The 24,651-nt window shown below is 43.9% G+C and carries 22 protein-coding genes, 1 pseudogene and 1 other annotated feature; of the genes and pseudogenes, 6 read left to right on the forward strand and 17 right to left on the reverse strand.

The window, feature by feature from the left end; translation table 11 throughout:
- Positions 1-25 precede the first annotated feature (25 nt).
- Positions 26-283, reverse strand: a binding site (T-box leader).
- A 252-nt stretch (positions 284-535) separates the two neighbouring features.
- From J2736_RS14880 to J2736_RS14890, 3 genes are read left to right on the forward strand one after another with little or no spacing between them, the layout of a single operon-like run.
- Positions 536-760 carry a helix-turn-helix transcriptional regulator gene (locus J2736_RS14880; RefSeq protein ID WP_310499385.1) on the forward strand — a complete coding sequence of 75 codons (225 nt, stop codon included), beginning with the start codon at positions 536-538 and terminating at the stop codon, positions 758-760.
- Positions 757-1,197 (forward strand): hypothetical protein, encoded by a 441-nt coding sequence (locus J2736_RS14885; protein ID WP_310499386.1) that lies wholly within the window; start codon positions 757-759, stop codon positions 1,195-1,197. Before J2736_RS14880 ends, J2736_RS14885 begins: the two co-directional genes overlap by 4 nt.
- Before the next feature lie 32 nt (positions 1,198-1,229).
- Positions 1,230-1,706 (forward strand): small multi-drug export protein, encoded by a 477-nt coding sequence (locus J2736_RS14890; RefSeq protein ID WP_310499387.1) that lies wholly within the window; start codon positions 1,230-1,232, stop codon positions 1,704-1,706.
- Positions 1,707-1,765: 59 nt separating this feature from the next.
- On the opposite strand, the gene J2736_RS14895 is transcribed toward J2736_RS14890, so the two are convergent.
- From J2736_RS14895 to J2736_RS14910, 4 genes are all read right to left on the reverse strand, one after another.
- Entirely contained in the window at positions 1,766-2,626 is an 861-nt protein-coding gene (locus J2736_RS14895) for an SDR family oxidoreductase (RefSeq protein WP_310499388.1), read from the reverse strand.
- A gap of 311 nt (positions 2,627-2,937) precedes the next feature.
- On the reverse strand, positions 2,938-3,300 hold the full coding sequence (locus J2736_RS14900; protein ID WP_310499389.1) for a hypothetical protein: 363 nt from the start codon (positions 3,298-3,300) through the stop codon (positions 2,938-2,940).
- A gap of 347 nt (positions 3,301-3,647) precedes the next feature.
- The gene (locus tag J2736_RS14905; protein ID WP_310499390.1) at positions 3,648-4,151 is read right to left on the reverse strand and encodes a DinB family protein; all 504 of its coding nucleotides are present in this window, start codon (positions 4,149-4,151) and stop codon (positions 3,648-3,650) included.
- 209 nt (positions 4,152-4,360) lie between these two features.
- Complete coding sequence (locus J2736_RS14910; protein WP_310499565.1) at positions 4,361-4,633, reverse strand: 5' nucleotidase, NT5C type; 273 nt, start codon at positions 4,631-4,633, stop codon at positions 4,361-4,363.
- Between the two features lie 364 nt (positions 4,634-4,997).
- Between J2736_RS14910 and J2736_RS14915 the strand changes: the two genes are divergently transcribed.
- Positions 4,998-5,555: a DUF420 domain-containing protein gene (locus tag J2736_RS14915; protein ID WP_310499391.1), complete on the forward strand. Its 558-nt coding sequence runs from the start codon at positions 4,998-5,000 to the stop codon at positions 5,553-5,555.
- A gap of 47 nt (positions 5,556-5,602) precedes the next feature.
- Positions 5,603-6,523, forward strand: coding sequence for a heme o synthase (gene cyoE / locus J2736_RS14920; RefSeq protein WP_310499392.1), 921 nt, complete (start codon positions 5,603-5,605; stop codon positions 6,521-6,523).
- Between the two features lie 68 nt (positions 6,524-6,591).
- Here cyoE and J2736_RS14925 read toward each other — a convergent pair whose 3' ends face one another.
- From J2736_RS14925 to J2736_RS14945, 5 genes and pseudogenes are all read right to left on the reverse strand, one after another.
- On the reverse strand, positions 6,592-7,014 hold the full coding sequence (locus tag J2736_RS14925) for a DUF2306 domain-containing protein (RefSeq protein ID WP_310499393.1): 423 nt from the start codon (positions 7,012-7,014) through the stop codon (positions 6,592-6,594).
- A 338-nt stretch (positions 7,015-7,352) separates the two neighbouring features.
- On the reverse strand, positions 7,353-7,634 hold the full coding sequence (locus J2736_RS14930) for a hypothetical protein (protein ID WP_310499394.1): 282 nt from the start codon (positions 7,632-7,634) through the stop codon (positions 7,353-7,355).
- Between the two features lie 152 nt (positions 7,635-7,786).
- Positions 7,787-8,116 carry a hypothetical protein gene (locus J2736_RS14935; RefSeq protein ID WP_310499395.1) on the reverse strand — a complete coding sequence of 110 codons (330 nt, stop codon included), beginning with the start codon at positions 8,114-8,116 and terminating at the stop codon, positions 7,787-7,789.
- 484 nt (positions 8,117-8,600) lie between these two features.
- Positions 8,601-8,930 (reverse strand): annotated as a pseudogene (locus J2736_RS14940) (DUF7677 family protein).
- A gap of 183 nt (positions 8,931-9,113) precedes the next feature.
- Positions 9,114-9,803 (reverse strand): DUF975 family protein, encoded by a 690-nt coding sequence (locus tag J2736_RS14945; protein WP_310499397.1) that lies wholly within the window; start codon positions 9,801-9,803, stop codon positions 9,114-9,116.
- A gap of 278 nt (positions 9,804-10,081) precedes the next feature.
- On the opposite strand from J2736_RS14945, the gene J2736_RS14950 reads away from it, so the two are divergent.
- Complete coding sequence (locus tag J2736_RS14950) at positions 10,082-12,349, forward strand: PAS domain S-box protein (RefSeq protein ID WP_310499398.1); 2,268 nt, start codon at positions 10,082-10,084, stop codon at positions 12,347-12,349.
- A gap of 85 nt (positions 12,350-12,434) precedes the next feature.
- On the opposite strand, the gene J2736_RS14955 is transcribed toward J2736_RS14950, so the two are convergent.
- The 8 genes from J2736_RS14955 to J2736_RS14990 form a co-directional block, all read right to left on the reverse strand.
- Entirely contained in the window at positions 12,435-13,007 is a 573-nt protein-coding gene (locus tag J2736_RS14955; protein ID WP_310499399.1) for an SF0329 family protein, read from the reverse strand.
- A gap of 246 nt (positions 13,008-13,253) precedes the next feature.
- Complete coding sequence (locus J2736_RS14960) at positions 13,254-15,737, reverse strand: hypothetical protein (RefSeq protein WP_310499400.1); 2,484 nt, start codon at positions 15,735-15,737, stop codon at positions 13,254-13,256.
- Between the two features lie 16 nt (positions 15,738-15,753).
- A complete protein-coding gene (locus J2736_RS14965; RefSeq protein ID WP_310499401.1) occupies positions 15,754-17,196 on the reverse strand; it encodes an L-fucose/L-arabinose isomerase family protein in 1,443 nt (480 codons plus the stop codon).
- 111 nt (positions 17,197-17,307) lie between these two features.
- Positions 17,308-18,192, reverse strand: coding sequence for a carbohydrate ABC transporter permease (locus J2736_RS14970; protein ID WP_310499402.1), 885 nt, complete (start codon positions 18,190-18,192; stop codon positions 17,308-17,310).
- Between the two features lie 15 nt (positions 18,193-18,207).
- The gene (locus J2736_RS14975) at positions 18,208-19,107 is read right to left on the reverse strand and encodes an ABC transporter permease (protein ID WP_310499403.1); all 900 of its coding nucleotides are present in this window, start codon (positions 19,105-19,107) and stop codon (positions 18,208-18,210) included.
- A gap of 75 nt (positions 19,108-19,182) precedes the next feature.
- Positions 19,183-20,892 carry a type 2 periplasmic-binding domain-containing protein gene (locus tag J2736_RS14980; RefSeq protein WP_310499404.1) on the reverse strand — a complete coding sequence of 570 codons (1,710 nt, stop codon included), beginning with the start codon at positions 20,890-20,892 and terminating at the stop codon, positions 19,183-19,185.
- A gap of 172 nt (positions 20,893-21,064) precedes the next feature.
- Positions 21,065-22,732, reverse strand: coding sequence for a response regulator transcription factor (locus J2736_RS14985; RefSeq protein ID WP_310499405.1), 1,668 nt, complete (start codon positions 22,730-22,732; stop codon positions 21,065-21,067).
- 3 nt (positions 22,733-22,735) lie between these two features.
- Positions 22,736-24,541, reverse strand: a complete 1,806-nt coding sequence (locus J2736_RS14990) for a sensor histidine kinase (RefSeq protein WP_310499406.1) — start codon at positions 24,539-24,541, stop codon at positions 22,736-22,738.
- Between the last annotated feature and the right edge of the window lie 110 nt (positions 24,542-24,651).

The raw sequence follows: 24,651 nt of genomic DNA on the forward strand, positions 1-24,651 counted from the left end.
GAAAAACGCAGAAAAATCCCGCCCCATAAGGGACGAGATTTCATCTCGCGATACCACCCTAGTTCCGTAATGATCATGCAACCCATGATCTTACGACACCTCTCACTACGTACCATCATACGCGTCCATTGTAACGGCTGGATCCCGGGTCAGCTTACTGAACTACTTCAGCTTTCCTTCTCGGAGAGGATTTTCGGCTAAGTCTTGAACGTTGGCTTTCAGCATGTGCCAACTCTCTGTGGAACAAGGGGATTAGCTTACTCTTTCTCGTCAATGAATTTTATTCGAACATTCAGTTAATTCATTTTTGCATCAAAATCAATAAATGTCAATATCAGTTGCTTGTGCTAAAATACGAATCCACCAACAAATGCTCCGAGTCATGATTGGTACTAAGTGGCGTATAGTACAGGTAAACCTGTGTTACTATACGCAAATGATACTTGACATAATGACAACGATCCTTTACATTTTGTAATATATAAGTTGCATTGTCGAAGTCCATTTCCATGATATACAGAGAGGCGGCTGTCTCGTGAAGAACCGTGTAAAAGAATTACGTGCCCGCTTCGATTGGACGCAGGAGGATTTAGCCAAACGAACCGGCATCACCCGCCAGACGGTCGGAATGATCGAGAAGAGCGATTACTCGCCTTCAACCTTGCTGGCTTTGAAAATAGCTCGGGTGTTCAAAGTGTCGGTTGAAGATGTGTTCTACCTGGAAGCACATGAAGAGCCTGAAGGAGGGATCATGGAATGAAGCTGGAACGATTGCTCCGTTCTCCGCTATTAGGCGCGTTTATTTTTCTTCTCGTCGGTGTCGCTATGCTGGTCCTTCATTACCGGGAATTCTCACCGGAGTGGCTGCGTTATGCGATGACCATTAGTACTGTCAGTTTGGTTGTAATTTGGACGGCACTGGTTCTCTTTCATAACAAACGTTATCCAAAGCGCCGCATTCGACTCGCTACTTTCATCCCGCCGGAGTTTCGCGAAGAAGATGAAGGCCAGCAATGGATCAATTACAAAGTTACCCGGCGGGTATATATGCTGTACTACTCAGCAATTCCACTGCTAATCGGGTTGGTCGTGTTGATACCAGACGGCAAAGCTGCCGCGATTGGAGGATTATCTCTTTTAGGAGCTCTTCAGCAAATTTTGTATTGGAAAGGGCTGCGAGATTGGGATCGTAGTTGACTCATTGTCACCATCTAGATAGGAGGAAGTAAATGAATATTGAGGAGTATTTACAAGAGTGGTCTTACTTGGCCGTGTTCGTCTTGTCAGCCTTGCCTTGGGTTGAATCGTCCGCGATTGTGGTGATAGCCATTGCGTTTGGATTGAACCCCGTACTCTCCACGATTCTGGCGTTTGCTGGTAACTGGATGACCGTACTGCTCGTCGTGTTCTTGTTTGACCGCTGGCAGCAATGGAAAGAACGGAAGCGTGCCGCCAGAGGACAAGATAATGATCCATCTCAGGATAGCAAAAAAAGCAAACGCGCCCATAGTCTTTTCGTCAAATACGGGCTACCCGGTCTCTCCATTATTGGCCCCCTCCTCATCGGGACGGAGATCGCCGCCGCCTTCGGCATGCTTTTTAAAGCCCCGCGCCGCAAAGTTCTGATCTGGATGACCGTCAGCCTAGCTTTCTGGACAGTGTTATTCGCGGTCGGCGCGCATTTTGGACTTACTTTTATAACCTAGGCAATAAAATATATTTGAAAACAGCAGCCAATCATATGATGGCTGCCGCTTTTTTGTATTTATAGTCTTAATGTTCTATGAATGAAAGATGAAAAATCATTCGGTTTTCGACCTAATATCCACGTTAAAACATTAGAATTACCGATAGATCCATGTTCATTGTAATGTTGAAACATCTTTAATATTGTATTTATTTGATAGTCTCCTGATCCACGCTTTTTTAATTGTGCTGCGAACATTTCGTCTTGAGGTGTTTCAACTTTGATTTCATGGCCAAAATGATGTTCCATTGCTGCTAACATATCAGACAATGATAAATTTTCAGGTCCAGAAAGTTCATATGAAGCCCATGTATGTCCTGGATGAGTAAGTATGATTGCAGCTGCCTCGGCTAAGTCTTCTAAGTCAATCATGCATATGCGAGTTTCTTGAGTCGTAAAATACTTTTGTTGAAAGATACCTTTTTCACTAAGCATCTTCCAAGACTCGAGTATGTTCTGCATAAATACACCTGGCTGAATAATCGTATAGGGGATATCTGAATTCACCAGGAGCTCCTCAACCATGAGTTTTTTCTGATGATGCGGCATTTCTTGAATGACGGGATGTATGACGGAATGGAATACAAAATGTTCAACTTCAGCCAAGCGAGCTGCTTGTATGATTATTTGTCCGATTTGAACTTCATCGGGATTCATAGCTGAACAAATGTGGTATACAGCCCTAATTCCGACTAATGCCTCATTTACAGCCTTTTGATCCAGCATATCTCCTGTAACGACTTCCATCTCACCTAATGATTTAATATCCTCAATTTGTTCCGTTCTACGAACCAAAGCTCTTATCCGCTCTCCTTTAGAAAGCAAAGCTTTAATTACTGCACGACCAGTTTTCCCGTTTGCTCCAGTTATAAGGATCATTTTTATTTCTCCTTTTTTTATAAAATACCGTATGACCAAGCTCGCCTTATAGTTATAGCTTTAACATGATCGAGATCGTTTAATCTGAACTGGTTCCCCAGACTGGATATATCAATAGGCTTCCGGTGCGCTTACCGGAATTTAATAATGCCATCATACTGGATCTCATTTATTTATTCCAACGCATTTCATGCTATATCATTATTGATTAGAAGGAATGAATGGGATTTGAATTGAATGCAAATAGGGAGCAACTGTCGCGGCAGTTTGCTCCCTGATATTGTGCTATCGTTCGCCGTTACTTCAATAACTTATCCATCCACATTCTCTTTCAGGTACTCAATCAGGATATTCCAATTATCTAAATAATCCTCTATTCGAACTTTATACCAGGCATTAAAATTAGTGCATGTAGGCTCATCGCCTTGTAAAATACAGACGTAATTTCTCTTCTTAAAAATAATGATTTGCCAGCTTTGCTCACAATCATTATATGGTTTACTAAGTGTCCCTAACGGAATATCTTCTACAGAATAGCTAGCTATTTGTTTATCTTCGTGATCCCACCAAGGGAAAGATGATAAAAACCCTCGTTCATTACTAAAATAATATAAATGTTTTCCTAAGGAATCGGAATTCCCTTCTCTTAATATCAATTCGAAGTCAGTTACCAACGGAAAATTATCAATATTAATTAAAGAGAAATCGTATCTCTCATTTATACAAAGTTGCCTTTCATTCTCAAAGTTTTTCCTTCTAATATGTCTTTTCCCACTAATAGTTCAATAGATTTTAATTATTAAACACCTCTGAATTGAAAAAGTACTGGCGGTTTCATAATACCACAAATTGGAAATAAACTACCCGTTACTTGAACCGACAACGGCAGCCAATTGTGTGCTGGCTGCCGTCATGTTGTAATGAAAAATCGTTCCTCGCTTAAAATCGAAATGTTTACTTTACCATTCCATAGAGCTTTTTAAGGTGCTGACGGGAAAATTTAAATAGGCTGAACGAAGTTTCAATCCCATATTAAATTCCCTTTTCTCATTTTTGCTATGTATATGATTTGCCCCGTGTGACTAGGCAAATGTCTGAATTGATGTAAAAGCATTTCTAGAATAGTAGATTGATTATTCAAGGCTGCAGAGTCGAACGGTGGGTAATTTAAATACGGCTGCTCTAAAAGTCGCTCAGGATTTGCTTTCATCATTTCAAGAACTCCAATGATGCAGTCATATGATTTCTTCGAAATTTCCAGTACCTGATCTTTCGACATTTGTAATCCACGTTCGAATTCAATGCTCCTGTACTCGTTCAATGGAGCGCCGAAGTATGCGGCATCAAACCAATATCGTGCTGCCCCTGATATGTGCGCAACCAAATTAGCTATACTGTTACTCTCGGGTGTCGGTGACCAGGAGATATCCTCTTCAGATAACTGCTCGATCACCATGCGAGTCCATTTCTGGTCTGCTTTGTATTTCCTCAAGAGATGGTCAATCACTATATTTGAACTGTTCAAAGCACTTCACACTCCCATATTTCCCCTCAATTTTAACAAACATACGTTTGTATGTAAATGGCAACATGGTTCTCCTACACCACACTGGAGTCAAGGGACGACTACTCAATCCTGCACGTAACGTAATGAAGCTGCCAATCGTAACGGCAGCTTCTCTAATTATGTTTATTCAACATACGTCACCCGTTAGTTGAACAAATTATTGTTCATTATAAAAAATATTCCTTAACTTCGTGCCAGTTATTTACTCTAAAATACTTAGTTTCATAAATATTATAAGGATTAGTAAACAATATACCCTGACCATCAAACCGTTCAAAGTGTTTGGGAGTATCATCTATTAAATAGTCTGCTTTAACAATGCTCTTGTCCCCGCAGAAGACAAAATTCCGCTCGTTTAAAAAATGAAAATGTTCTTTTAACCACTCGTATTTGGATGTAAACGATGTTGGAATTTCCATAGCAGCGGTGACGATAAAAATTTCGTAATGTTAGCTTAATTCCTTTATTACTTCTTGGCTTCCTTCTATTATGTCTAAATCGCGAAAAAAAGTTGGTTCAGAGTATATATTCATTATTTTCTCCAAAATCTAATCTACTGTAAGATCAATTTGATCGGCAATCCATCACTTTTAGAATATTCTCCCTCGCCACCACGCGGTCATCAAAATGAATCGTACCATTGGAATCTTACTATTTCTGGTTTAAAGTGACTGTCTCCATATTAACACACATAATCGTCAATAAAATATCGCTATTTCGACATCAAAGCCTAATCGCGGTTAGACAAAACCCGTTTATAATGAAGCCAATTCCATGTGGCAGGAAAGGAGATTTTTGATTCATATGAGCAATAACCATCAAGTACTGCGGCAAGCCAGCAACAAAAATTATACGGCTGCCATCGTCACCATCTCTATCTTCGCAAATGTCACTATTTTACTCTTGTTCTTCTCCCCGATTGGTTACAAAGGAGAGATCGATTTCGACCTTACCATCTTTCCAAGAATCAATGGCGTATTGAACAGCTTCACCTTCATTTTCCTGCTAGCTGGGTTAATCGCGATCATACGAAAGAACGTAAAGCTCCACAAACGGTTCATTCTCGCCGCATTCTTTTCTACACTTTTGTTCCTAGTTTCCTACCTAACATTCCATTACATGTCTACGGAGACAGCGAGGTTCGGTGGTGAAGGCATACTGCGTCCAATTTATTTCTTCATACTGATCTCTCACAGCATTCTGGCGGCAATCATCGTGCCGCTTGCCTTGTTCACTCTCGTTTGGGGATGGACGAACCAGCTGCACAAACATCGCAGAATCGCCCGTTGGACGATGCCGATCTGGCTCTATGTCAGCTTAACCGGGGTTGTTGTGTTCCTAATGATGGAACCGTATTATTAAGGGGAATCAAGTACTCAAATAGAATCCACTAGAGGAGTGTTATTTTAATGCGTATCCAAAGCAATACTATAAGTTTCGAATCGAATCCGATATCCGTGACGAAAGTACTCTTCGAATCGATAAAAATTGGCATTACAAAGTCCAACCTCATTGCCGTGATCACAGGGCTTAGTATGGCGCTGTTTGTTCACGACATATCCTTCTTCGATAAAATTGGAAACGTGGTGTTGGCATTGATCGGGGCAGCTTTAGTGATCGGAGGGGCTGGCATCTTCAACAATTTATACGACCGTGATATCGACATTAAAATGGAACGGACAAAAAATAGACCGACCGTATCTGGTATCATGGGCCTTTGGAGTGGGCTTTTTATTGGGGTTTGGATTGCTGTCGGTGGTCTTGTCGCGCTGTATATCGCTTCTCCGCTTTCTGCTTTATTGGGATTTCTAGGACTTTTCATCTATGTCGTGCCATATACCATCTGGACAAAACGCAGAACCATCTATAATACTGAAGTTGGCAGCTTATCAGGAGCGATGCCGCCGTTGATCGGTTGGGCTGCGATCTCACCTGATATTTTACATCCTGGTGCCATTGCATTGTTCGTGCTTATGGTGATTTGGCAGATGCCCCATTTTTATGCGATTGGGATTCGCCGCCTAGAGGAATATCGAGCGGCCAGCATCCCGATGCTGCCGGTCGTCAAAGGGATTCGAAGAACCTACGTGCAAATGAACATTTATTTGGTTGCTCTGTTCCTGTGCAGCTTTCTGTTCTGGTCTTTTAATCCCTATATCGCGATAACGAACGCGATCCTGAGCTTGGGCTGGTTGCTTCTAAGCATTAATGGTTTTCGTCGGAAACAAGAGAGCAAGTGGGCACGTTCGATGTTTATTTTTTCGTTAAGTCACATTACGGTACTGCTAATGATGATCGTTGGATACTCCCTCGTTGCTTCTTTATTTTAAAAGCCAAGGCTACCGCTAGAATCGGCAGCCTTGGCTTTTTTTTATCATTCAAGTTGCAGATCCATCGTTCAAGCTGGAGACCGCCGTTTCTCGAACCTGAACAGCACTTCCGGAACAGCTAATAGAGCTGCTATCGAAGCGTATACGCTTATCATGTAGCTCATTGCGTAGTCGATCCCGCCAATTCGGTTAAACGCGAAGCTGAGCAGGCGAATCAGCATATTCGTATAACAAAAAACATAACTCCGTATCATCCATCGGCGGTTCTGGGGAATCCTCTTTTTAAAAATATGGATAAGCGCTACCGCCGTAATGAACAGCCAAAGCATATTAAGCAGGTTAAAGCCCATACTGCTTATTTTTCCACCTGTAGCGTAAGGCGCCATATACCCGGAGGTCAGCACGACAAGAAACACAGACGATACATAGACATAACCGTTAATGCGATGAAATAGGGGATCGGCCCATGTCGAGCGAAAGAAGCTCGGCAAGGAGAATAATGAGCAAACAGAAACGGACTAGCGTTTGAAATTACGCTAGTCCGTTTTAATCTGCATCGAGTCAAAAAAATATAACGAAAGTGAACATGAGGCATGTCTAGCACAGCGACGTGCCAGAACATAAAGAAAATCCCCGAACGTGCCAAACTGAAATCCAGCACGAACAGCTTGCGTAGCCAGATCGACAAGGCCCCTCCCACCTAAACGGCGAAGGTACCGCATTGTTCTGTGACCCCAAAATACACTTTAATGAAAAAGGCAGCTGACATCAAGTCAGCTGCCTTCGTGTTGTCTTTGAGCTATCGTTCCCAGTTAACGTAATGTTTCTACTATTCTGATTCAATAACTTTGGCGATTTCCCCATTGTGTTTATCAATATAAAGCCATGTTGCTTCCTTTTGAAATTCCCCAGGGGCAGGTGTTAAGTGTACAACCCAAACCTGATTCTCACTTTTTATCTCATTAATCTTCCATTTGAACGATTTTGAAGCGATATATTTATCGGAGATTTGCATAGCTTCAGACTTTGAAATCGTGAAATAGTCATAAATCAGTGCCGAACCAATGACAAAAACCGTTACCAACGAAAAAATATAAATTGTCTTCTTCATACTTTCCCCCAAATAAAAAGATTACTGATAAGACGCTGCTTGTACCGAACAAGTTGCGGTGGCTATTACACTCTTCTGCCCGTTAGGTGAGCGAAAGGCTGCCGATTGTGCCGGCAGCCTCCCATTACTAAGTATTGAACAAACGTTCTCCTTTAGTTTAACGATTCGAGCTTTCTTCCAGACAACTTGAAGCTTAATAAGGCACCTTTTTCCCTAGGTTTCCATCCCTGATTAATTGCTTCAGGAATTATTAGGGCCACTTCAGCAGGCATTACAACTTTGTTATTGAGTTTCTCAACATGCGGAAACTCCACCCAGAACTCATTAATGTCTGATTCTATATTAACCCTGAGTAATTGGCCGCCAACTTCATTATGCTGAACGGTTAAAGTGAGAATACCCTTTGCTGAAGGAGTGATTACCCATCTGTACGATTCTTGCCCGACAGTAATCGTTCTTGACCCTTTTTTACTGATAGTCATAAAGTCAACTCCAGTGTCTTTTTTATTTAAGCTATCGTTCTGCGTTAGTTCAGCGAATCATTCAGTTAACTTAAGTCAAAAGTTGACCATCCGTTATCCCGAATTTGATATAGTAAGTCTAAATAAATGCGAGAACACCTACGAGAGTTTCGCTTTGTAATCCTCTCCCAAAGAGTATTTTTGTAAGGAATTATTATCTTTATTCTTGGTTCACAAAAAAATTCAATTTGTAACATGCAACGCCAAGCAACACATTTCGATTCAATTTCTTTTAAATCTGTTATATTAAAGTCGTTAGATGAATTCACATAATTCACAAAGTTTTTTCTGCACTCGAGGAAATCAATATAGAGTGTATCCCCTTCATCTTCGTAATATAAACCCTGAGGAGTAATCTTTTTAATATTTTTATAATGAACCTCTTTACCACTAAGGCGACAGTATCCCACTGAGTTCACCTCACTCTATAAACTATGCACTACTGCTAATAAAGTGTAATTTCCCAATCTTCAAACTCTGGCTCAACACGATAACTACTGTCAACATAACTTCGAATATACTGTGCAGCTCACTTTTCTGCATATTTAGCATTTAGAATCATTCCTTTGTCGTCCATTTCTAGCACATTTGCAAAGATCGCATATGCTCTTTCTAATGAACTTGGCTCTTCAAATATACAAGAATAATCAATACCTTCGAGCAATGGGTATCCTACAGTACCGTTTGCTAACCAAAAGGAAAATGTCCGCAGCGCTCCACTGCAAGAGTTGCTTAACTTTTGCATTTCAGGTCCTCCAATCAAAAAATGAATCATAAACAGGTTTTGTCTTATTTTATCACATATTGGAAGTAAACTGCCCGTTAGGTGAGCGAAAGGCCGCCGATCTACTGGCAGCCTCCCCTTTACTCTTTATTCAACAAACGTTTCCCGAGGGAGCGTAATGACAGCGTCATTTTACCCCCATACTCCCGGTAATCAGTTGAGTTTCTTGTAGTTTTACACTTGCTTCCCCTGCTGAATAGCTTTCAAATTTTCATAAAATGCAGCAGAACCAGCAGCGGTATATGTAAGAACAGGCAGCGTAAACAAGGCTATAATGAGACCGCTCCAATAAGGGTCATTCATTTGAACAAATGGAAGTGCTGCAACAGTGATAAGCCCTGCAATAATTCCGAGTAAGTACCAGCCAAAAAAACTTAATTGAAGCTTGAAAAAATTCCATTTCTGCCCATTCATCATTTCCGAACTACGTTTAATGGCTTGATGTGGTTTTATGTCTGGTTCATCATTCAATATGTAAAAGGTCATTGCATAACGAAGGCCTGCAATAATACCAGGAATGATGAGTAAGAGTGTCCAGAGCAGAATGAAGAGTAAGAACAAGAGATACGTCAGCGTTGCAGAAATCAATTGATTGAATCCATAAAGAAGATCCGAGATCTCTGCACGTTCGTTACGATGCAGTCTTAGGAAATAATGGACCGAGCTTAGCATGAGTGCTCCACTAAATAGGAATAGGGCAATATCTACGATCCAGTGCGTATTTGGCCCCAACAATGTACCGAGTAACGTGGTTACTGCCATTACAAACAGAGCTGAAGGCCAGTTCTCTCTCAGACTCCTCCTTGCCATTTCTTTAAAAGCTAATGAATCCTTGTCGTAATAATTATCATGGTTCACATTCATGTTGACGCACGTCCTCGCTTAATCAGGTATATTTTACATACCATCCATAATAAGGAATGAAAAACACTCCGTAAAGTACCAAATGTATTAGTCATTTAAAAAGCTGCCAAACGTCGGTATATTTAGGTTTATATATTCAAAAGTCCAAATCAAACTAAGGGTCGAAATGACTATTTCATTTACCGTCATTTATACTATACTTACAACTGAGCAGTATCTAAAATTTTAATAATATTAAGTGTAATTACACGGGCAATCTTAGACCTACTGGAGGAAACATGTCAATAAAAGTGAAGCTTACGTTCTGGATTTCTATATTAGTTGCTTTAATTCTCCTTCTTAATATGTCTATTTATTACATCAGCTCGAAGGAGGGCTTGAAGAAAGCTGCCGAACAGCAAATGATTACAATGGCAGAACAGATTAGCACAACGGTTGAAGTGTCACAGCAGGCACGTCAACATATCGAGGATACGATTGGTGAAAGGCTCCGTTCTGTTGCTATTGCCGCTCAACAAGAGTTGGATCCCGACATTGAAAACGTAACGAATAAGCAACTCGCCGAGCTTAGCGCCAAACTTGGCGTTGATCATATCACTCTTTGGAAAAGATTAGATAATGACATTGTAGCTTTGCGTTCAAGCGATCCGAAAGAAATTAATCTTAGTTCCAAAACATGGGACTACTGGTATGTGGCATTTAATCAGCTTTTTGATTACCACCAGGTCACTATCCCACAAGGCCAAAAACTCAATAATTACTGGTCAGGCCCTATTAATTATGCGACATCCGATCCTTCTATCGTTAATAAGTGGGGCAATTACTACGATGGTACAACGAACTATATGATAAATCCTTATGTCAATGCAGAAAACATCCTCGAATTCCAGAAAACTACGGGGACAGATGCCGTCATTACTAAGATGCTATTAAAAAACAACAATAGCTTAGAAGTTACTGGGATTGATCCTCAGTTTTTTGGGAAGAAGCCCATTATAAAAATAAAAAAAGGGCAGCCTATATTTAATTTGGATGTACGGGATATTATTTTTGGAACCTATAATTATGCAGACGAATTGAACGAAGTCACCCATATTCAAGATGTGCTTGAAACTAGAAAGACGATAACGACTGACATTCGGATCATGAATGAGTCTGCCATACAGAGTCTTATACCCGTTATGAACACGGCTAAGCCATATGTCATTCGCATAATTTTCAAAGCTACAACACTCGAAGACATGCTACGAAAACAGCTTATTGAACTCGTTATCATCTCACTGAGTCTCTTAATATTCACAATGTTTAGCAGTTATCTTTTGTCTAGTTTGCTGATCCGGCCCATTCAACAGATCCTTTCTGTCGTTAACCAAGTGGCACAAGGCAAGTTTGAAGGTATCATAAATTACAAAGGCAAAGATGAGCTCGGTCACCTTGCCTTCCAAGTGAATTTGATGACAAGCAACTTAAACAACTACACAAGGCAGCTTCATGATGTTGCCGATGAACTTCGTCATACCAAAGGCTATCTGGAGTCTTTTGTCAATCACACCTCTGATGCTATTCATGTAACAGATCTCGCAGGTAATGTTACGCAGTTAAATCAGGCGTACGAGCGTATCTTTGGTTGGGCGCCTGAGGAACTTCTTGGTAAAAAGCTATCTAACATTCCACCAGAATGCCTTAGTGAATACGAAGAATTGATTGCGCGCATACTTCGAAACGAACCGGTAGCGGATTATGAAACTATTCGCTATACGAAGGATGGCCGTATTATCGATGTCAGCATCACAATTTCCACCATTTGGGACGAAAATGGGCAGATTGTCGCGATTGCTTCCATCACGAGAAACATTACGGCACGCAAAGAAGCAGAGGATGTACTTCGGAGATCGGAGAAGTTGTCTGTCGTCGGACAGCTGGCTGCGGGTGTCGCTCATGAAATACGAAACCCACTGACTACAATAAAAGGCTTTGTCCAACTACAAAAGTCAAAAGTTGCAATTAAGGAAAGCCAACTAGACCTTATGCTCTCTGAATTGGATCGGATTAATTTTATTGTCAGCGAGTTTTTAGTGCTAGCCAAGCCGCAGGCCGTGCAATATCAACAGGCAGACATTCGTGATATTTTGATCCATGTAGGCAAACTCCTTGAGTCACAAGCGAGTATGGATAATGTAGAAATTGTAATGCACCTTGATTCCGTTCAGGATCCATACATCCGATGTGATCTTAATCAGTTGAAGCAAGTATTTATTAATGTAATGAAAAATGCGATGGAAGCCATGCCAGGCGGTGGAAAAATTAAAGTAGAACTAGACAGCTCGAGTCCGAGCTTCGTCCGCATTCATGTCATTGACGAAGGTTGTGGTCTATCGGAAGAGGAGCTGAGTCACGTGGGTGAGCCTTTCTATACGAACAAAGAAAACGGAAACGGTTTAGGCTTGATGGTCACACGCAGGATCATCAATAATCATAAAGGTACATTATCGATTCAAAGTAAACTCGGCGAAGGAACTTGTATAGAGATAATGTTGCCTAAATAAGAAGCAGTAATAGGACAGACCGCGAGAAACCCACTTCATTCATTTTATGAAAATGGGTTTTTCTTTTTTTTATTTAATTCCACCATTATTTATTATCGAATGTTTGAAGTCGTAGTTCAAAAAAATACTGTACAATTGGATGCTTTAACTGCATCTTCTCGGACATGTTCAAAATCCGCTTTTTTCCAACGCGTCTGTCAACCAAAGCAAGAATATTCAACAAGATATCGTTACTCTCTAAGCTTTCCTCTATAGAAATAGATAAAAACTTATTAGCTATGACGACAAAATTTGATTTACTCAATGATGACTGTGCTGACAAAAGCTCTTTGGCATATTCCGATATTTTTCTGCTTCTTGCTATTACTTGTAAACGATCCTCGGGAACATTCCCTTTGGTATCTTTTCTGACGGCTTCAATCTCTTCATTGTTGATAGGAATAGGGATCGTTGAATCATTCTTAATTTCTAACTCCGTCTGATACCATCTGACTAAGGAGTCACTAATATTAAGTACCTTCTTTTTATCTACCGCAATATAACAAAGCCCCGTTTTATCCGGTAAATAACGGTAGCTGGCTGACAGATATTCGACCCTTCCCTCTAGCGTAGGACTAAGAAAACTCTCCAGTTGTTGTTTCAATTTGCTCCAGGCCATTTCTTCCTCCTATGCTTAAACACCATTGAGGTACTAGTTTTCTTATCCATCATACAATAACCAACACTTCGATCAAAAACAACCTTAATGGATTTATGAGATTTAATTATAGATTTTAACAATCGCCCGCACTTAAATCAACAAAAAAGAGGAGCTGCAACGATGCAGTCTCCTCCCTATTTACCCTTCTAGCAAAAGCTCCAAACGGATTTACCTCTGTTCATGCGATTGAGCTTGTGCCGATCATTACCATGAAATGTTAATCGTTCCCGTTATGCCGTCAAGTCGCAGCCGGTTTCCGATCTGCATGCCATGCCAATCCACAATGCTGCCATTACCTTGTTTAATTTCTATAGCTCCCAACGCTAACATCTCCAATGGCGGATAAATAGTCACATCTGCGTTTAGCAAATTACTGATGCTCAAAGTTCGAACCATTCGCTTCACCTTAGACGGAGTTGGCGAAATCTCGCGGCACGATACCCGGCTCCGCTCTTGCTGGTTCACGAAAACACGGCACTCGTCCCGGAACGTTCGATCGAGCGAATACAGCTCCGCTTCGCCCTCGCCAAGAACAATCGTTTGGCCTGGGAATAGCGGTACGCCATCTGGGAATCGCAGCTTCAACTGCACCGATGAATCCTGCTTGCAGCCTGTCATGATGAAACTATTCCGGTGTCGGGAAACGAAGGTAAGGACAGATTGTGAATCCGCATCTTGCTTTACTTGCTTCATCATAATGCCGAAGTCTTGAAGCATATACCTCAGCAAAATCGACGTATCCATCCATTCGTTCTCCTGCCGAACCGGCAGATGGGTAACACCTGTCTTGGCGAAAGGCAGCGAGCCGCGCACCCAACCGATTCGACCGCCGTTCCATTCTACCAGTGTACGTGAAAGTGCGAATATTCGTTCTTCACCGTCCTGTATAGCGACAGCACCGACCCGCGTCCCTGCATCTGCCTTATTCCGCAGCACAACACCCAGCGAACCATCGCCGATGTCCGCGCGATGCCGTAACTTACGCTCACCCTTATCTCCGTAAATTTCGTCCTCGTCGAACGACAGCGCGAGGTCAAAATCCCCCTCCAGCCCCACACCGTCGGTTGGTTGTAAATTCAGCAGCTCCAGCAGCGCCGCCTGTCTGACGTCGCCATACACCAGGACCTTGCCGCCATCGCGGATCATGTCTGCTAACTCAGTAATACTGGCGTCGTCTAGCCACATCGCATTTACAAAAAGTATCGTGCTCTCGAGCTTTCGCCGGGCTTCAGATGACATCGTTCGGAACGTGTCCGTGCCGAGTACGGTATTGAGCGGAAAACCATGATTAATGGCGCAACGCACGAACCAATCATGGAAAAACACGCGGCTAGAAGCCTCGTTATCCCCTTGGACTGCCTCATGTAGCTCACGGAACGGATAAAGCCAAGTGAGGAGACCTGGTTCATCGGGCGCTTCACGGAACGCTTTTTGTATATAGGGAATCACTTCCGCAGGTCCGTCTGCCCATAACTCGCCCTTCTCTGTATCAATAGTCAAGATTTCCACGATGCCAGGCATTTCAAGGGCTCCAGCCGCATTCATGCGTGCGACCGACAACGGCCCGTAAATGTCGTGAGGTTCGTGGTCATAGTAGTCCCACCACGGATTTTGCCAAAACCACGGATCATTAACATAAAAACGGTACGGATACGTTTCTCCTGGCAGCTCTGCGATTCTGGACATGTACCCCGTCAGCTCCAGCCCAAAATCGTAGTTAAGCGCTCCCCATGGAGAGTTAGGCGGCGGGAAATCGAGATACTTCTTTTCATATAGCTCGAGCAGCGGAATGTAATCCTTCGCTAAATCCATGCCGGTTCCGTAATTCGTTCCACGCACCTCTGTCCTCACACCAGGACATTCCTGTTTAAACAAGTCCCAGAACGACATAATTTTGGATGAAAGCTCCTTGTAATCAGCTAGCGGGAGATCAGTCCCGTTATAGTTAGCGCCTAAGTACGTCCATGGGAAATATGACAATGCGAAGCCATTGGAGAACCAGATATAATCGAAGCCTAACGCAGGCAGGAAACTCGCGCATTGGCGCCCTAGGAACTCCCCGAACGGCGTGCCTTCTGGGATACCGTCAGGATAAGCTGCATAGGCATTGGTATCCGCCTTCAGCTTGGACCAGGAACAGACGACCGTATAATCGGCCTTCAGGGACACGAAACTTCCACCAAGCTCCGCGCGATTGATTTCAGGGTGATCTTTATATTTGAAATCAGAGTAAGCAAACTCCGGACCCGCGTCAAAAGGAACACCAACCTCCAGCTGAACATTGAACTGATCCAGCGCTATCCGTTTGAAGGAATCGACGACTTTGCGCAGATCGCCGTACGTGAAACGAACTGGGTTATCTATATACAGACGAGCTACATGAGGATCGTTTTTGTCTTTGACATGGCTGAACATCTCTTCATTTGCAAAACCGATATACCGACCCCACTCGAATTCATCTTCAACTTGTCCGTTCCAGGTCAGTATTTCACTTCCATCCGATACCCACAGCAGAAGCGATGCCGATTCCGCCATACCGATGAGCGGCTGCCATTGCCGCAGCGCCTCTGTACACACGTCGTCAATTGCAGCTTGTTCCAGACTTTTAAACGGTTTAAGACTCATTTCCAACGTAGCGCGCTTCAACTGCTTAGCACCGCTGTTTGCTTGATGTGTCACCTTATTCAAGCCAGTTCACTCTCCCTTATACGATTTCCAGTTCAATGCCCAGCACTTTGGCAACATTGCGGATTTTCGGAGCGACATGCCCAACGCCAAGCGCGAAATGGTGAGTTGGACCAGCGGAGCACCATTTCTCAACGAATTCGGCAACGGAGCAGCCGAAACTACAGCGTGTGTTCGTGTTGCCTGTCTGTGGAATTTCTCCTTTAATCGACTCACCTTCCGTGGCGATCATCTTGAACTTGCCGTCTACCGTCTGTGAAATCCCCAACAAAGTGACTGGGCCTGATTTGATGCTGAACTCAACGCCGATGCCGGAACCACGCTTGCCGTGGAACAGGTCCAGCCCGCGAATAATCGGACTGCCATCGCTGATTTTAATGTTATGCGGTCCGTCATGGCCCACTAACACGATGTCATCTACGAAATCGCAAGGGTGCAGCTCTGCGAATGATCCTCCTGCTTCGAGCCTGTCCATGATCAGCATAGCTGCGCAAGTTTTGAGATCCGCTTCGCCAGCAAGTGGGATGCCTTTACCTGTCAGCAGGGAATTCCCCAGCACCATATTGGAACCGATTCGTTCATATTCATTGCCATCCAATCCTCGGTAATAATACGCGAGTCCCGTTAAACCATTCTCCGCTACAAGCTTATCGAGCCCAACAGCAACCTTGGCTGACCAATCCAAATCTTCCGGCTTAATTGGTCTTGTCACAGGATCGATGAACGGATCAGAGATCGTAAATATGCTCTTAATCTCATCGAGCTTATTTGCTGTTTCAGCGGCGGTTACCCCGTTAACCAGCTTAGCCAAATCGCACATTTCCAGCATCTGCACATGGGACCCAAAGGCAGCTGTAAATGCTGTCGGGTCCGAATTCATATCATACATACCCTCGTAGGTATGACCCAAGTAGCCAATTCGGGCATGCTTGAACGCACGACGCGCATTCGCAACTTGGCACCACGACTTCAACTCGTTCGCTGCCCGTGGATCATCATGGAGCGTGCCTACGATCATACCTGCAGCAGGCTTCCCTGCGCGTATCAGTACTCCCCCGATCTCTGGAAGCGAACAGATATTATCATTCGCAAGCTGCATGTAGGTTGTTGTGTTTCTATAATCAAGCCGTTTTCTCGGCTGAAGCGCTACCAGAACCGTCGGCACGCCGACATTCAGAATCGCAGTTGCTGCCGAGGATGAGGTTACATAAGTGCTCAAAAAGACAAACAGGAAATCAATATCTTGACGCTTAAAATGCGAAGCAGCCGCGAATGATTTATCAACATTATCTACAAAGCCAGCCGAAACGACTTCAACCTCATGAACGCCTAGCATCGCTTCGAACTCTTTACCGTAACCGATCAATTCTTCCCGAAGCCCAGGAAATTGCTCCCAATAGGGCTCATGCCCTACGTTCATGACGCCTACGCGCGCTGATGCACGTTTGAATGATACACTCATTGTCAGTTCCCCTTTGATTGGTAATAACTACACTTATAGAGTATTAAATCAGCGCTTTTTTAACAATGAACAGAACAATTATAATTAGAGTAATTCTACGAATTAGCTCCCCTACTCCTTCACACTGCCCAGAACAATCCCTTTCGTAAAGTACCTTTGCAGAAAAGGATATACAATCAGAATTGGCAACGCCCCAAGAAAGATTTGTGCCGCACGTGCAGTTCTATCGGATACAAGCGCGATAACCTCTAGATCGATATTACTCTTAACCAACGAATCGAGGCCGACCACGACCGTGTACAAGTAACTTTGAAGCGGATAATGTGTTGGCGAATTCATGAAAAGGATGCCGTCAAACCAAGAATTCCAATGTGAAACTATGGCAAATAGCGTCAATGTCGCTAAGGATGGCGTAGACAACGGCACATAAATGCGCCACAGAATGCGCCAATGTCCGGCGCCGTCCATCAGAGCAGCTTCCTCCAATTCCTTGGGTAAACTGCGGAAGAAATTAAGCAGGATCACGACGTTGAATACCGGAACTGCATTGTGCAGCACGAGTGCCCAGATCGAATCAAGCAGCCCAAGCGAGCGTATTGTCATATAGAGCGGAATAATACCACCGCTAAACAGCATGGTAAAAACGAAAAGCCAGACGTAAACCGTTCGCCCTTTCAGCGCAGCACTTTCCTTTGAGAGCGGATAGGCAACCATAATCGTCAGTACCATATTTAGCGTCACGCCGAGTGCTACCCTCTTGAGGGTAACGAATAAGGATGTCAGAAATGCCGGTTTACTTAAAATAAAATCGTACGATTTCCACGTGAAATCGACCGGCCAAAATCTCACATCGCCTGCTGCCACCGCGTTATTCGAGCTGAGCGACAGCGACAGCAGATGGATAAGCGGCAAGATGCACAAGATGGATAAGCCTAAAAGAACCGTGTAGTTCGAGATAACGAACACTTTTCGCGACCATGATGGTGATTCGAGCATCACGAGTCCTCCTTTTTAAAAGATGCGGTAGTTGGCAAATCGGTAGGCTAAAAAGTACGAAGCTGAAATGAGGATTAACGACACCAGTGATTTGAATAGCCCCACTGCTGTTGCTACCCCGTATTGTGCATCAACCATCCCGATTCGATATACAAACGTGTCGATGATATCCCCACTTTCGTAAACGATAGGGCTATATAGATTAAATACCTGCTCAAAACCGGCATTAAGTACGTTCCCAATACTAAGCGTAGCTAACAACACGATAATCGGCGCCATGCCGGGCAGTGTAATGTGGAGCGTTTGCTTCCATCGGCCTGCCCCGTCTACTTTTGCAGCTTCGTACAGTGCAGGATTGATACCGAGGATGGCAGCTAAATAGACGATCGTGCTGAATCCAAATTCCTTCCACTCGTTCGAGATGACCAATGTAAACGGGAACCAACGGTTGTCGCCCAGGAAGAAAATAGGTTCCATTCCGAGACCCCGAAGCCCTGCGTTCACGATCCCCGTTTTTGCTGAAAGCACATCGAGTAGAATACCGCTCAGAATGACCCATGATAAGAAATGCGGCAAATAAATCAGTGTTTGCATGAACCTTTTCATCGCTTCTTTGCGAACTTCATTTAGTAAGAGTGCTACGACAATCGGTACGATAAGACCGGCAATAATCTTCATGATGGCGATATAAACCGTATTCCAAAGGACCTGATAAAAATCGGGAAGCTCCATGACATAGCGGAAATTGTCCAAGCCAATCCATTGGGAATGAAATAAACCTTTCGTCGGAATAAACTTTTGAAAGGCAATGGCAGCTCCTGCCATTGGATAATAACTAAATATGAAGATTGCGACCAAGCCTGGAATCAACATAGTATGCAGTGGGAGCTGGATTCTCCAGTTTCTGCTTTTCATTCTGTCTTCCCTCCACTCCGTATTTCTTAATTAAGACATAAAGGGCAGAGCCTGAGCTCCGCCCCCTGGTGTTTCCTATTTATTTTTGCTGTACCAATCATTGACTTCTTTCTCGATGGCATCGCCGCCAAGCTTCTTAAATTCGTCAGCGAATTTGTCAAAGTCGTCGATGGATGCGTCACCCATAATAATTTTCGTATACGTCTCGTATATTTTCTTTTTGAGGGTTGGCAGTTTCTCCGACATTGCAGGTGTTGCAGAACCCAGGAACAGGTTATACTGACCAAGTTTAGCCTGGTCGTACTTGTCAATAACACTGAAAGTACCATCAGCTCCAAATACCATATTCGAAAACCACATTGTATCGTCACCCGCTTTAAATTTCGACAAGCGTTCGAAGTGAATGGTTGCTGGGAACTCGAGCTTGCTGCCGTCACCTTTCTTAAGCGCTTCTTGTACTTTGCGGAACGCTTCAAGATTGGTATTCAGCGGATCGATAATGACAGGCGCATACTTGCCTGGGAATATCCCTGTCTTGCTGTCCGTAATAAATGGATTCGGATTAGGGGCATAAGAAGTTTCGTAATACCGATTTATATAAATATTAGCCAACTGAATGACAGCTTCTGGGTGTTTCGAGCCTTTCTTCACGACATAGAATGTGTTGGCTGTATCATTAAGTTGCGGAATAGCGGGCTGTGCATCAGCGGAAATGAGTGGATACCCTTTCCATTGTGCTTTCGGATCCTTCGTATGGTTCTCTTTTTGAATAAAGCCGCCATCAGCTACAGTCCCATAAGCCAAGCCAACACGTCCGGCTGCCACATCCTCTTGAATTTTGGTTGCCGGTTTTACGCCGAATTCCTTATCAATCACGCCATCCTTATACAACTGCTGCAGCTTTTTGAGAGGCTCCTTTAGCTCTTTCTGAACAGAGCTGTATACAAGCTTGCCTCCAGCATCCTTGACGAACAGATCGACATAGGCATGATAACCGTTAAAAAATCCGTTTAGCGATCCATGCCCCCCATCCATGAAGTCCTTGTTGAGCGCAAGACCGATCGTATCTGCCTTACCATTGCCATCTGGATCCTGTTTAGCAAATGCTGTTGCCGTTTTGAACACGTCGTCCATCGTTTTGGGCTCTGGCAGATTAAGCTTTTGCAACCAATCGGTTCGAACATAAAGCATCGGCGCTGTGCTAGTACCGCCGTTGGAATATGTTCTCGGGATTCCGAGCAGTTTGCCGCCTACTGTTGCAGCTTTGAACCCTACACTGCCGTCCTGATTAAGAACGTTTTTCAAGTAAGGGGTCGCATATTGTGCCCACACTTTCGTGAGATCTTCCAACATGTCTGCATCAATAAGCCGTTTCATTTCTTCTTTATTGACTTCCAGAAAGTCAGGAAGATCGCCCGATGCTACCGAGACGTTGAGCTTCTGATGATACTGAGAAGCATCGACAGACCATACATTTTTAACTTTAATGCCATAGTCATTCTCAAAGATCTTTGTCCAAATGTTACTATCAATGGAGTCCCCTTCAGCGTATTTCATCGTTGCATCAACAGAGCGAACCGTAGAAACTTCGATTGGCGGATTGTATTTGCCCAGAGGCCCCACGCTTGCCGCAGCCGAAGGTGACGGACTTCCCGACGGATTTCCCGATGCACTACTTGATGGAGCAGGAAGATTTTCTGACTTACTACAAGCGCTTGCAATGAGCGATAAGGCTAGGAGCGTCCCCACGGAAGCAGCTCCAAACTTTTTATTTCCAATGTACATTTCCGTTTTCCCCCTATTTGTCAAATAGTTCCTTTGCGGTACATCTTTATTATAGATTCAGATAAGCACCCTTCGAAACGGGACATTCTTGCGGCAGTTGACTTTTATTAACTAGTTTAAAAGCGAGCACAGCTAAATGAAAAAGGCGACCAATAATAGGATCGCCTAACGATTATTTCACAACAGATTCACGGTACTCCAGCGGAGTTACCCCTGTCTCCTTCTTAAAAAGCCTTGTAAAATAAGCCGCTGAATCTAGTCCAACAAGACCGGCTATATCTTGGATTTTATGCTCCGTTGTCCTGAGTAATTGTTTACTTCTATTCATTCTAACTTCTGTTACATACTCAAGTAACCCTTGCCCCGTAGTCTGTTTGTACATACGCGATAAATAGGGAGGGCTTAAGTGGACTAGCTCAGAAAGCTTCGTCAAAGACAGCTCCTCATTCAGGAATTCGTTTACATATTGCCTGATCCGCCCGATCATATCCGTCGTCTGCTCTGCTTGCTTCCGTCCGTTATACTCCGCCAGTGAATCGGCCATAGCAGCCAAATGCCGTACCGTCGCTGTCAGATCGGTCTGTACTGGCAGTTGAATCAATGCTTCTAGGCTAAAGGCGGAACCAATGAGTGAAGCTAAACGCCGCTTATTTACATAAGTGATCAAAAAAGCAGATAAATTGACGACCAGCTCTAGTTTAAGTAATTCCCCTTCTTGACCAACTGGCAGGACGGACGACTTCACCGCGAGTTCGGCAAACAAGTTGCGACAAGCTTCTCTTTCGCCTTTATCGAGATAAGTTTCCAGCAAATCGAGGTTCCGCAGGTAAGCGCGCAGATCATTCTCTGCAAAAAAATCTTTACTAGACCTTCGTTCCTCACCGATCGCATCGGGAAGTTCCCTCATCAAAACCTCTTGTCCGTTAAAGGCTCCGCCAGCCAGCTGAATTTTGAGGCTATCCGCGCGAATAGCCAAGTCTTCCCACAAACATGGAGCAGAGGCTAGTATGAGTGAGATCGGAACTTTCAATAAGCTTTTTGTTGCAGCTTGAATAAGTTCGGCATGACCTGCAAGCAATTTGTATGTATGCTCTTCTGCTGACGTCCGCTCTTCGCTAGCTCTGCTCTGTACAAGCCAAACGTACCTGCCACGGTCATAAGGGAACGCAGCAAAGTTCAGCGTTTCCTTCAGATATTCTTCCGCAATATTTTGAATGGAATAGTACAGCAGCGCTCTATCACCCGGTAGGACGAAAGAGCCCCACTCGTCAATTCGTCCCAAAGCGATGTGCACCGGACGCCTAGCATCTAGTGCAATCTCAAGCTCCGCGAACCGTCGTATCCGTGCATCTAGCGAATCAACTTCCCCCTGTGCGAGCTGCAACAAATAATCACGCTGGAGTGACGGTACGGCCACATGCAGTTGTTCGCGAGATCTTTTTAAGATTTCTTCACTGTCCAGCTCCCGTGCGATATCGTCAAGTGCCTTTCGAATCGCATGTATAATCGCTTCGTCCCCCTCCGTCTTGAGGACATAGTCGATACCCCCCTTGCGGATTGCCGTCTGGGCGTAGCTGAAATCGTTATATCCGGTCAAGAAGATGACACGACAGCGAGGCCATTTTTCACGTGTAAGATCTGCCAGTTCCATCCCACTCATGCCAGGCATACGAATATCTGTAAGGAGTAAGTCTATCTTCCCATCCCCAAACTTATTTAGCGCTTCCATGCCAGAATATGCCTTTATAATCTCAGCATCCAGCCAGTCCAACTCCATCAGTGCATCCGCCAAATAGTTAACCGCAAGTGGTTCATCATCGACAAGCATTAGCCTGATCATCCGTTACTCCCCCATTTCACTCTCAGCCGATTCAGGCAGCGGTAACACAATCTCCACGCGCAGCCCTCCACTCGGTCTCGATTCGATACGAACGCCCGCTAGTTCACCATATTTGAGCCGGAGCCGTCGATGAACATTCAGCACTCCTGTTATTTCAGTGGATTGGTCTTTACCATTCAGCCAACCGTGCCAACGTTCGAGCTCATCTTTCGTCATTCCCTTACCGTTATCTTCGACGCCGATGAGCAACAGTTTGCTCCCATTATCGTGAGTGACAGTCGTGAAATGAATGCTCATATGCCGATTCTCATGTCCTTGCTCGAAACCGTGTTGGTACGCATTCTCCACAAGCGGCTGCAGAATGAGCCGTGGGACTTTGACCTTGTTATACGACTGCTGCAACTCCTCAATCGAGAATGTAATATGTCCTGCGAACCGGATCGTTTGAATTTCACAAAGCGCACGGACATGTTGCAGCTCGAGTTCTAGCGGTACCTCATCCTCTCCGTTTCGAGTTACATATTGGAAGTAATCGCCCAAATATTTCGTAAACCGGGTCGAATTATCGAAATCATGCGCCTTCGTCATCCGATAAAGTAAGTAGAAACTGTTATACAAAAAATGCGGATTAATTTGAGATTGAAGCTGCTTCAGCTCAGATTGCTGGACGTGAATTTTGTGCTCATACACTTCAAACACAAGTTTATTTAAATGTGACACCATATAGTTGAATTGTTCGTATAAGTCGTGGAATTCATCGCTGCTCTTGTAGGCGAGTGAGACCTGTAGATCTCCAGATTCAACCTTACGGAAAGCGCGAATCAATTTTTGAAGCGGTCTGTGGATAATACGGTACATATAAAATGAAAAGAGCACGACGACCACGATGGCAACTAGTGTGATTAGCCACATATATAACCGATACCGATCAAGGGCTCCCATCACCGCTTTCTCGGGAACAAACGCCAGCAGCGTTACCCCAAGCATAGGCGAATAGGCCGAAACCGTTAAATACGGCTGTTTGTCAATAGAGACAGTTTTCATTTCAGCTGGCGCATTCGTCGTTCCCGCTTTCTCCAGTTGTAAGGATTGTTCGCGCAACGGACCACTGATCGATTCATAGGCTTCTTGGTTGCTAGTACTCACAATTGCCCAATCTGGGTGGATGACCGCAGCTCCTCCGAGCTTACTATCAGACGTTTGGGACAAATATTGTTTGATTTTGGGGATGGATAGCTCAAGCTCCAGAACAAACATCGGGTCGCGTCCTTCTACTACTTGTGTTGTCGGGTAATACTCCCGCAGCAGCACTTTCTCCCCGTCCTGATAAAAAAGTCCGCGATGTGGAACCGTAGCATCTTTCTTCAACTGCAACAGCTTTTCTGGTAACAAATTACCAGACAGTTCGTCTGTTGAAATGGTCCTGCCGATTGGCGGTATATAGGCGCTTGCCCTAGCAATGTAGAGGCTCGACTGTTTCATGACATTCAATCTGGCCTGAAACCGCTTGATGGCGACAAGCTTTTGGAAGTCCGTTAAGCTTTCGCTCGTAATACTAAGTGATTCTAAATCTTCATCGTTCACATACTCACGCTGCAGACGAAGCAATCGATCGATTTCATTCTCAAGCGACGTTCGATAAAAGAGCAGCTGGAACTGGAGCGATTTGAAAATTTCTTGGCGTACGAGCGTGGATCCCCAATCGTTAATTCGCGTACCGACGACATACATCGGCGAGATGACGATCAAGAACGTCACAATCAATTTACCCAGAATCGAGAACCTTCTATTTTTCCAGCCGTTTCGCACAGATTCACCCGCAACTTTCTTTTCTTCTTATTATATAAGAGACTAGGTATATCGAATATGGTCTGTTTCTTTCAGCATAATCATATTTGCATAAATTTGGCTATGAGTAT

The sequence above is a fragment of the Paenibacillus qinlingensis genome (assembly GCF_031455095.1).
Taxonomy (GTDB): domain Bacteria; phylum Bacillota; class Bacilli; order Paenibacillales; family NBRC-103111; genus Paenibacillus_E; species Paenibacillus_E qinlingensis_A.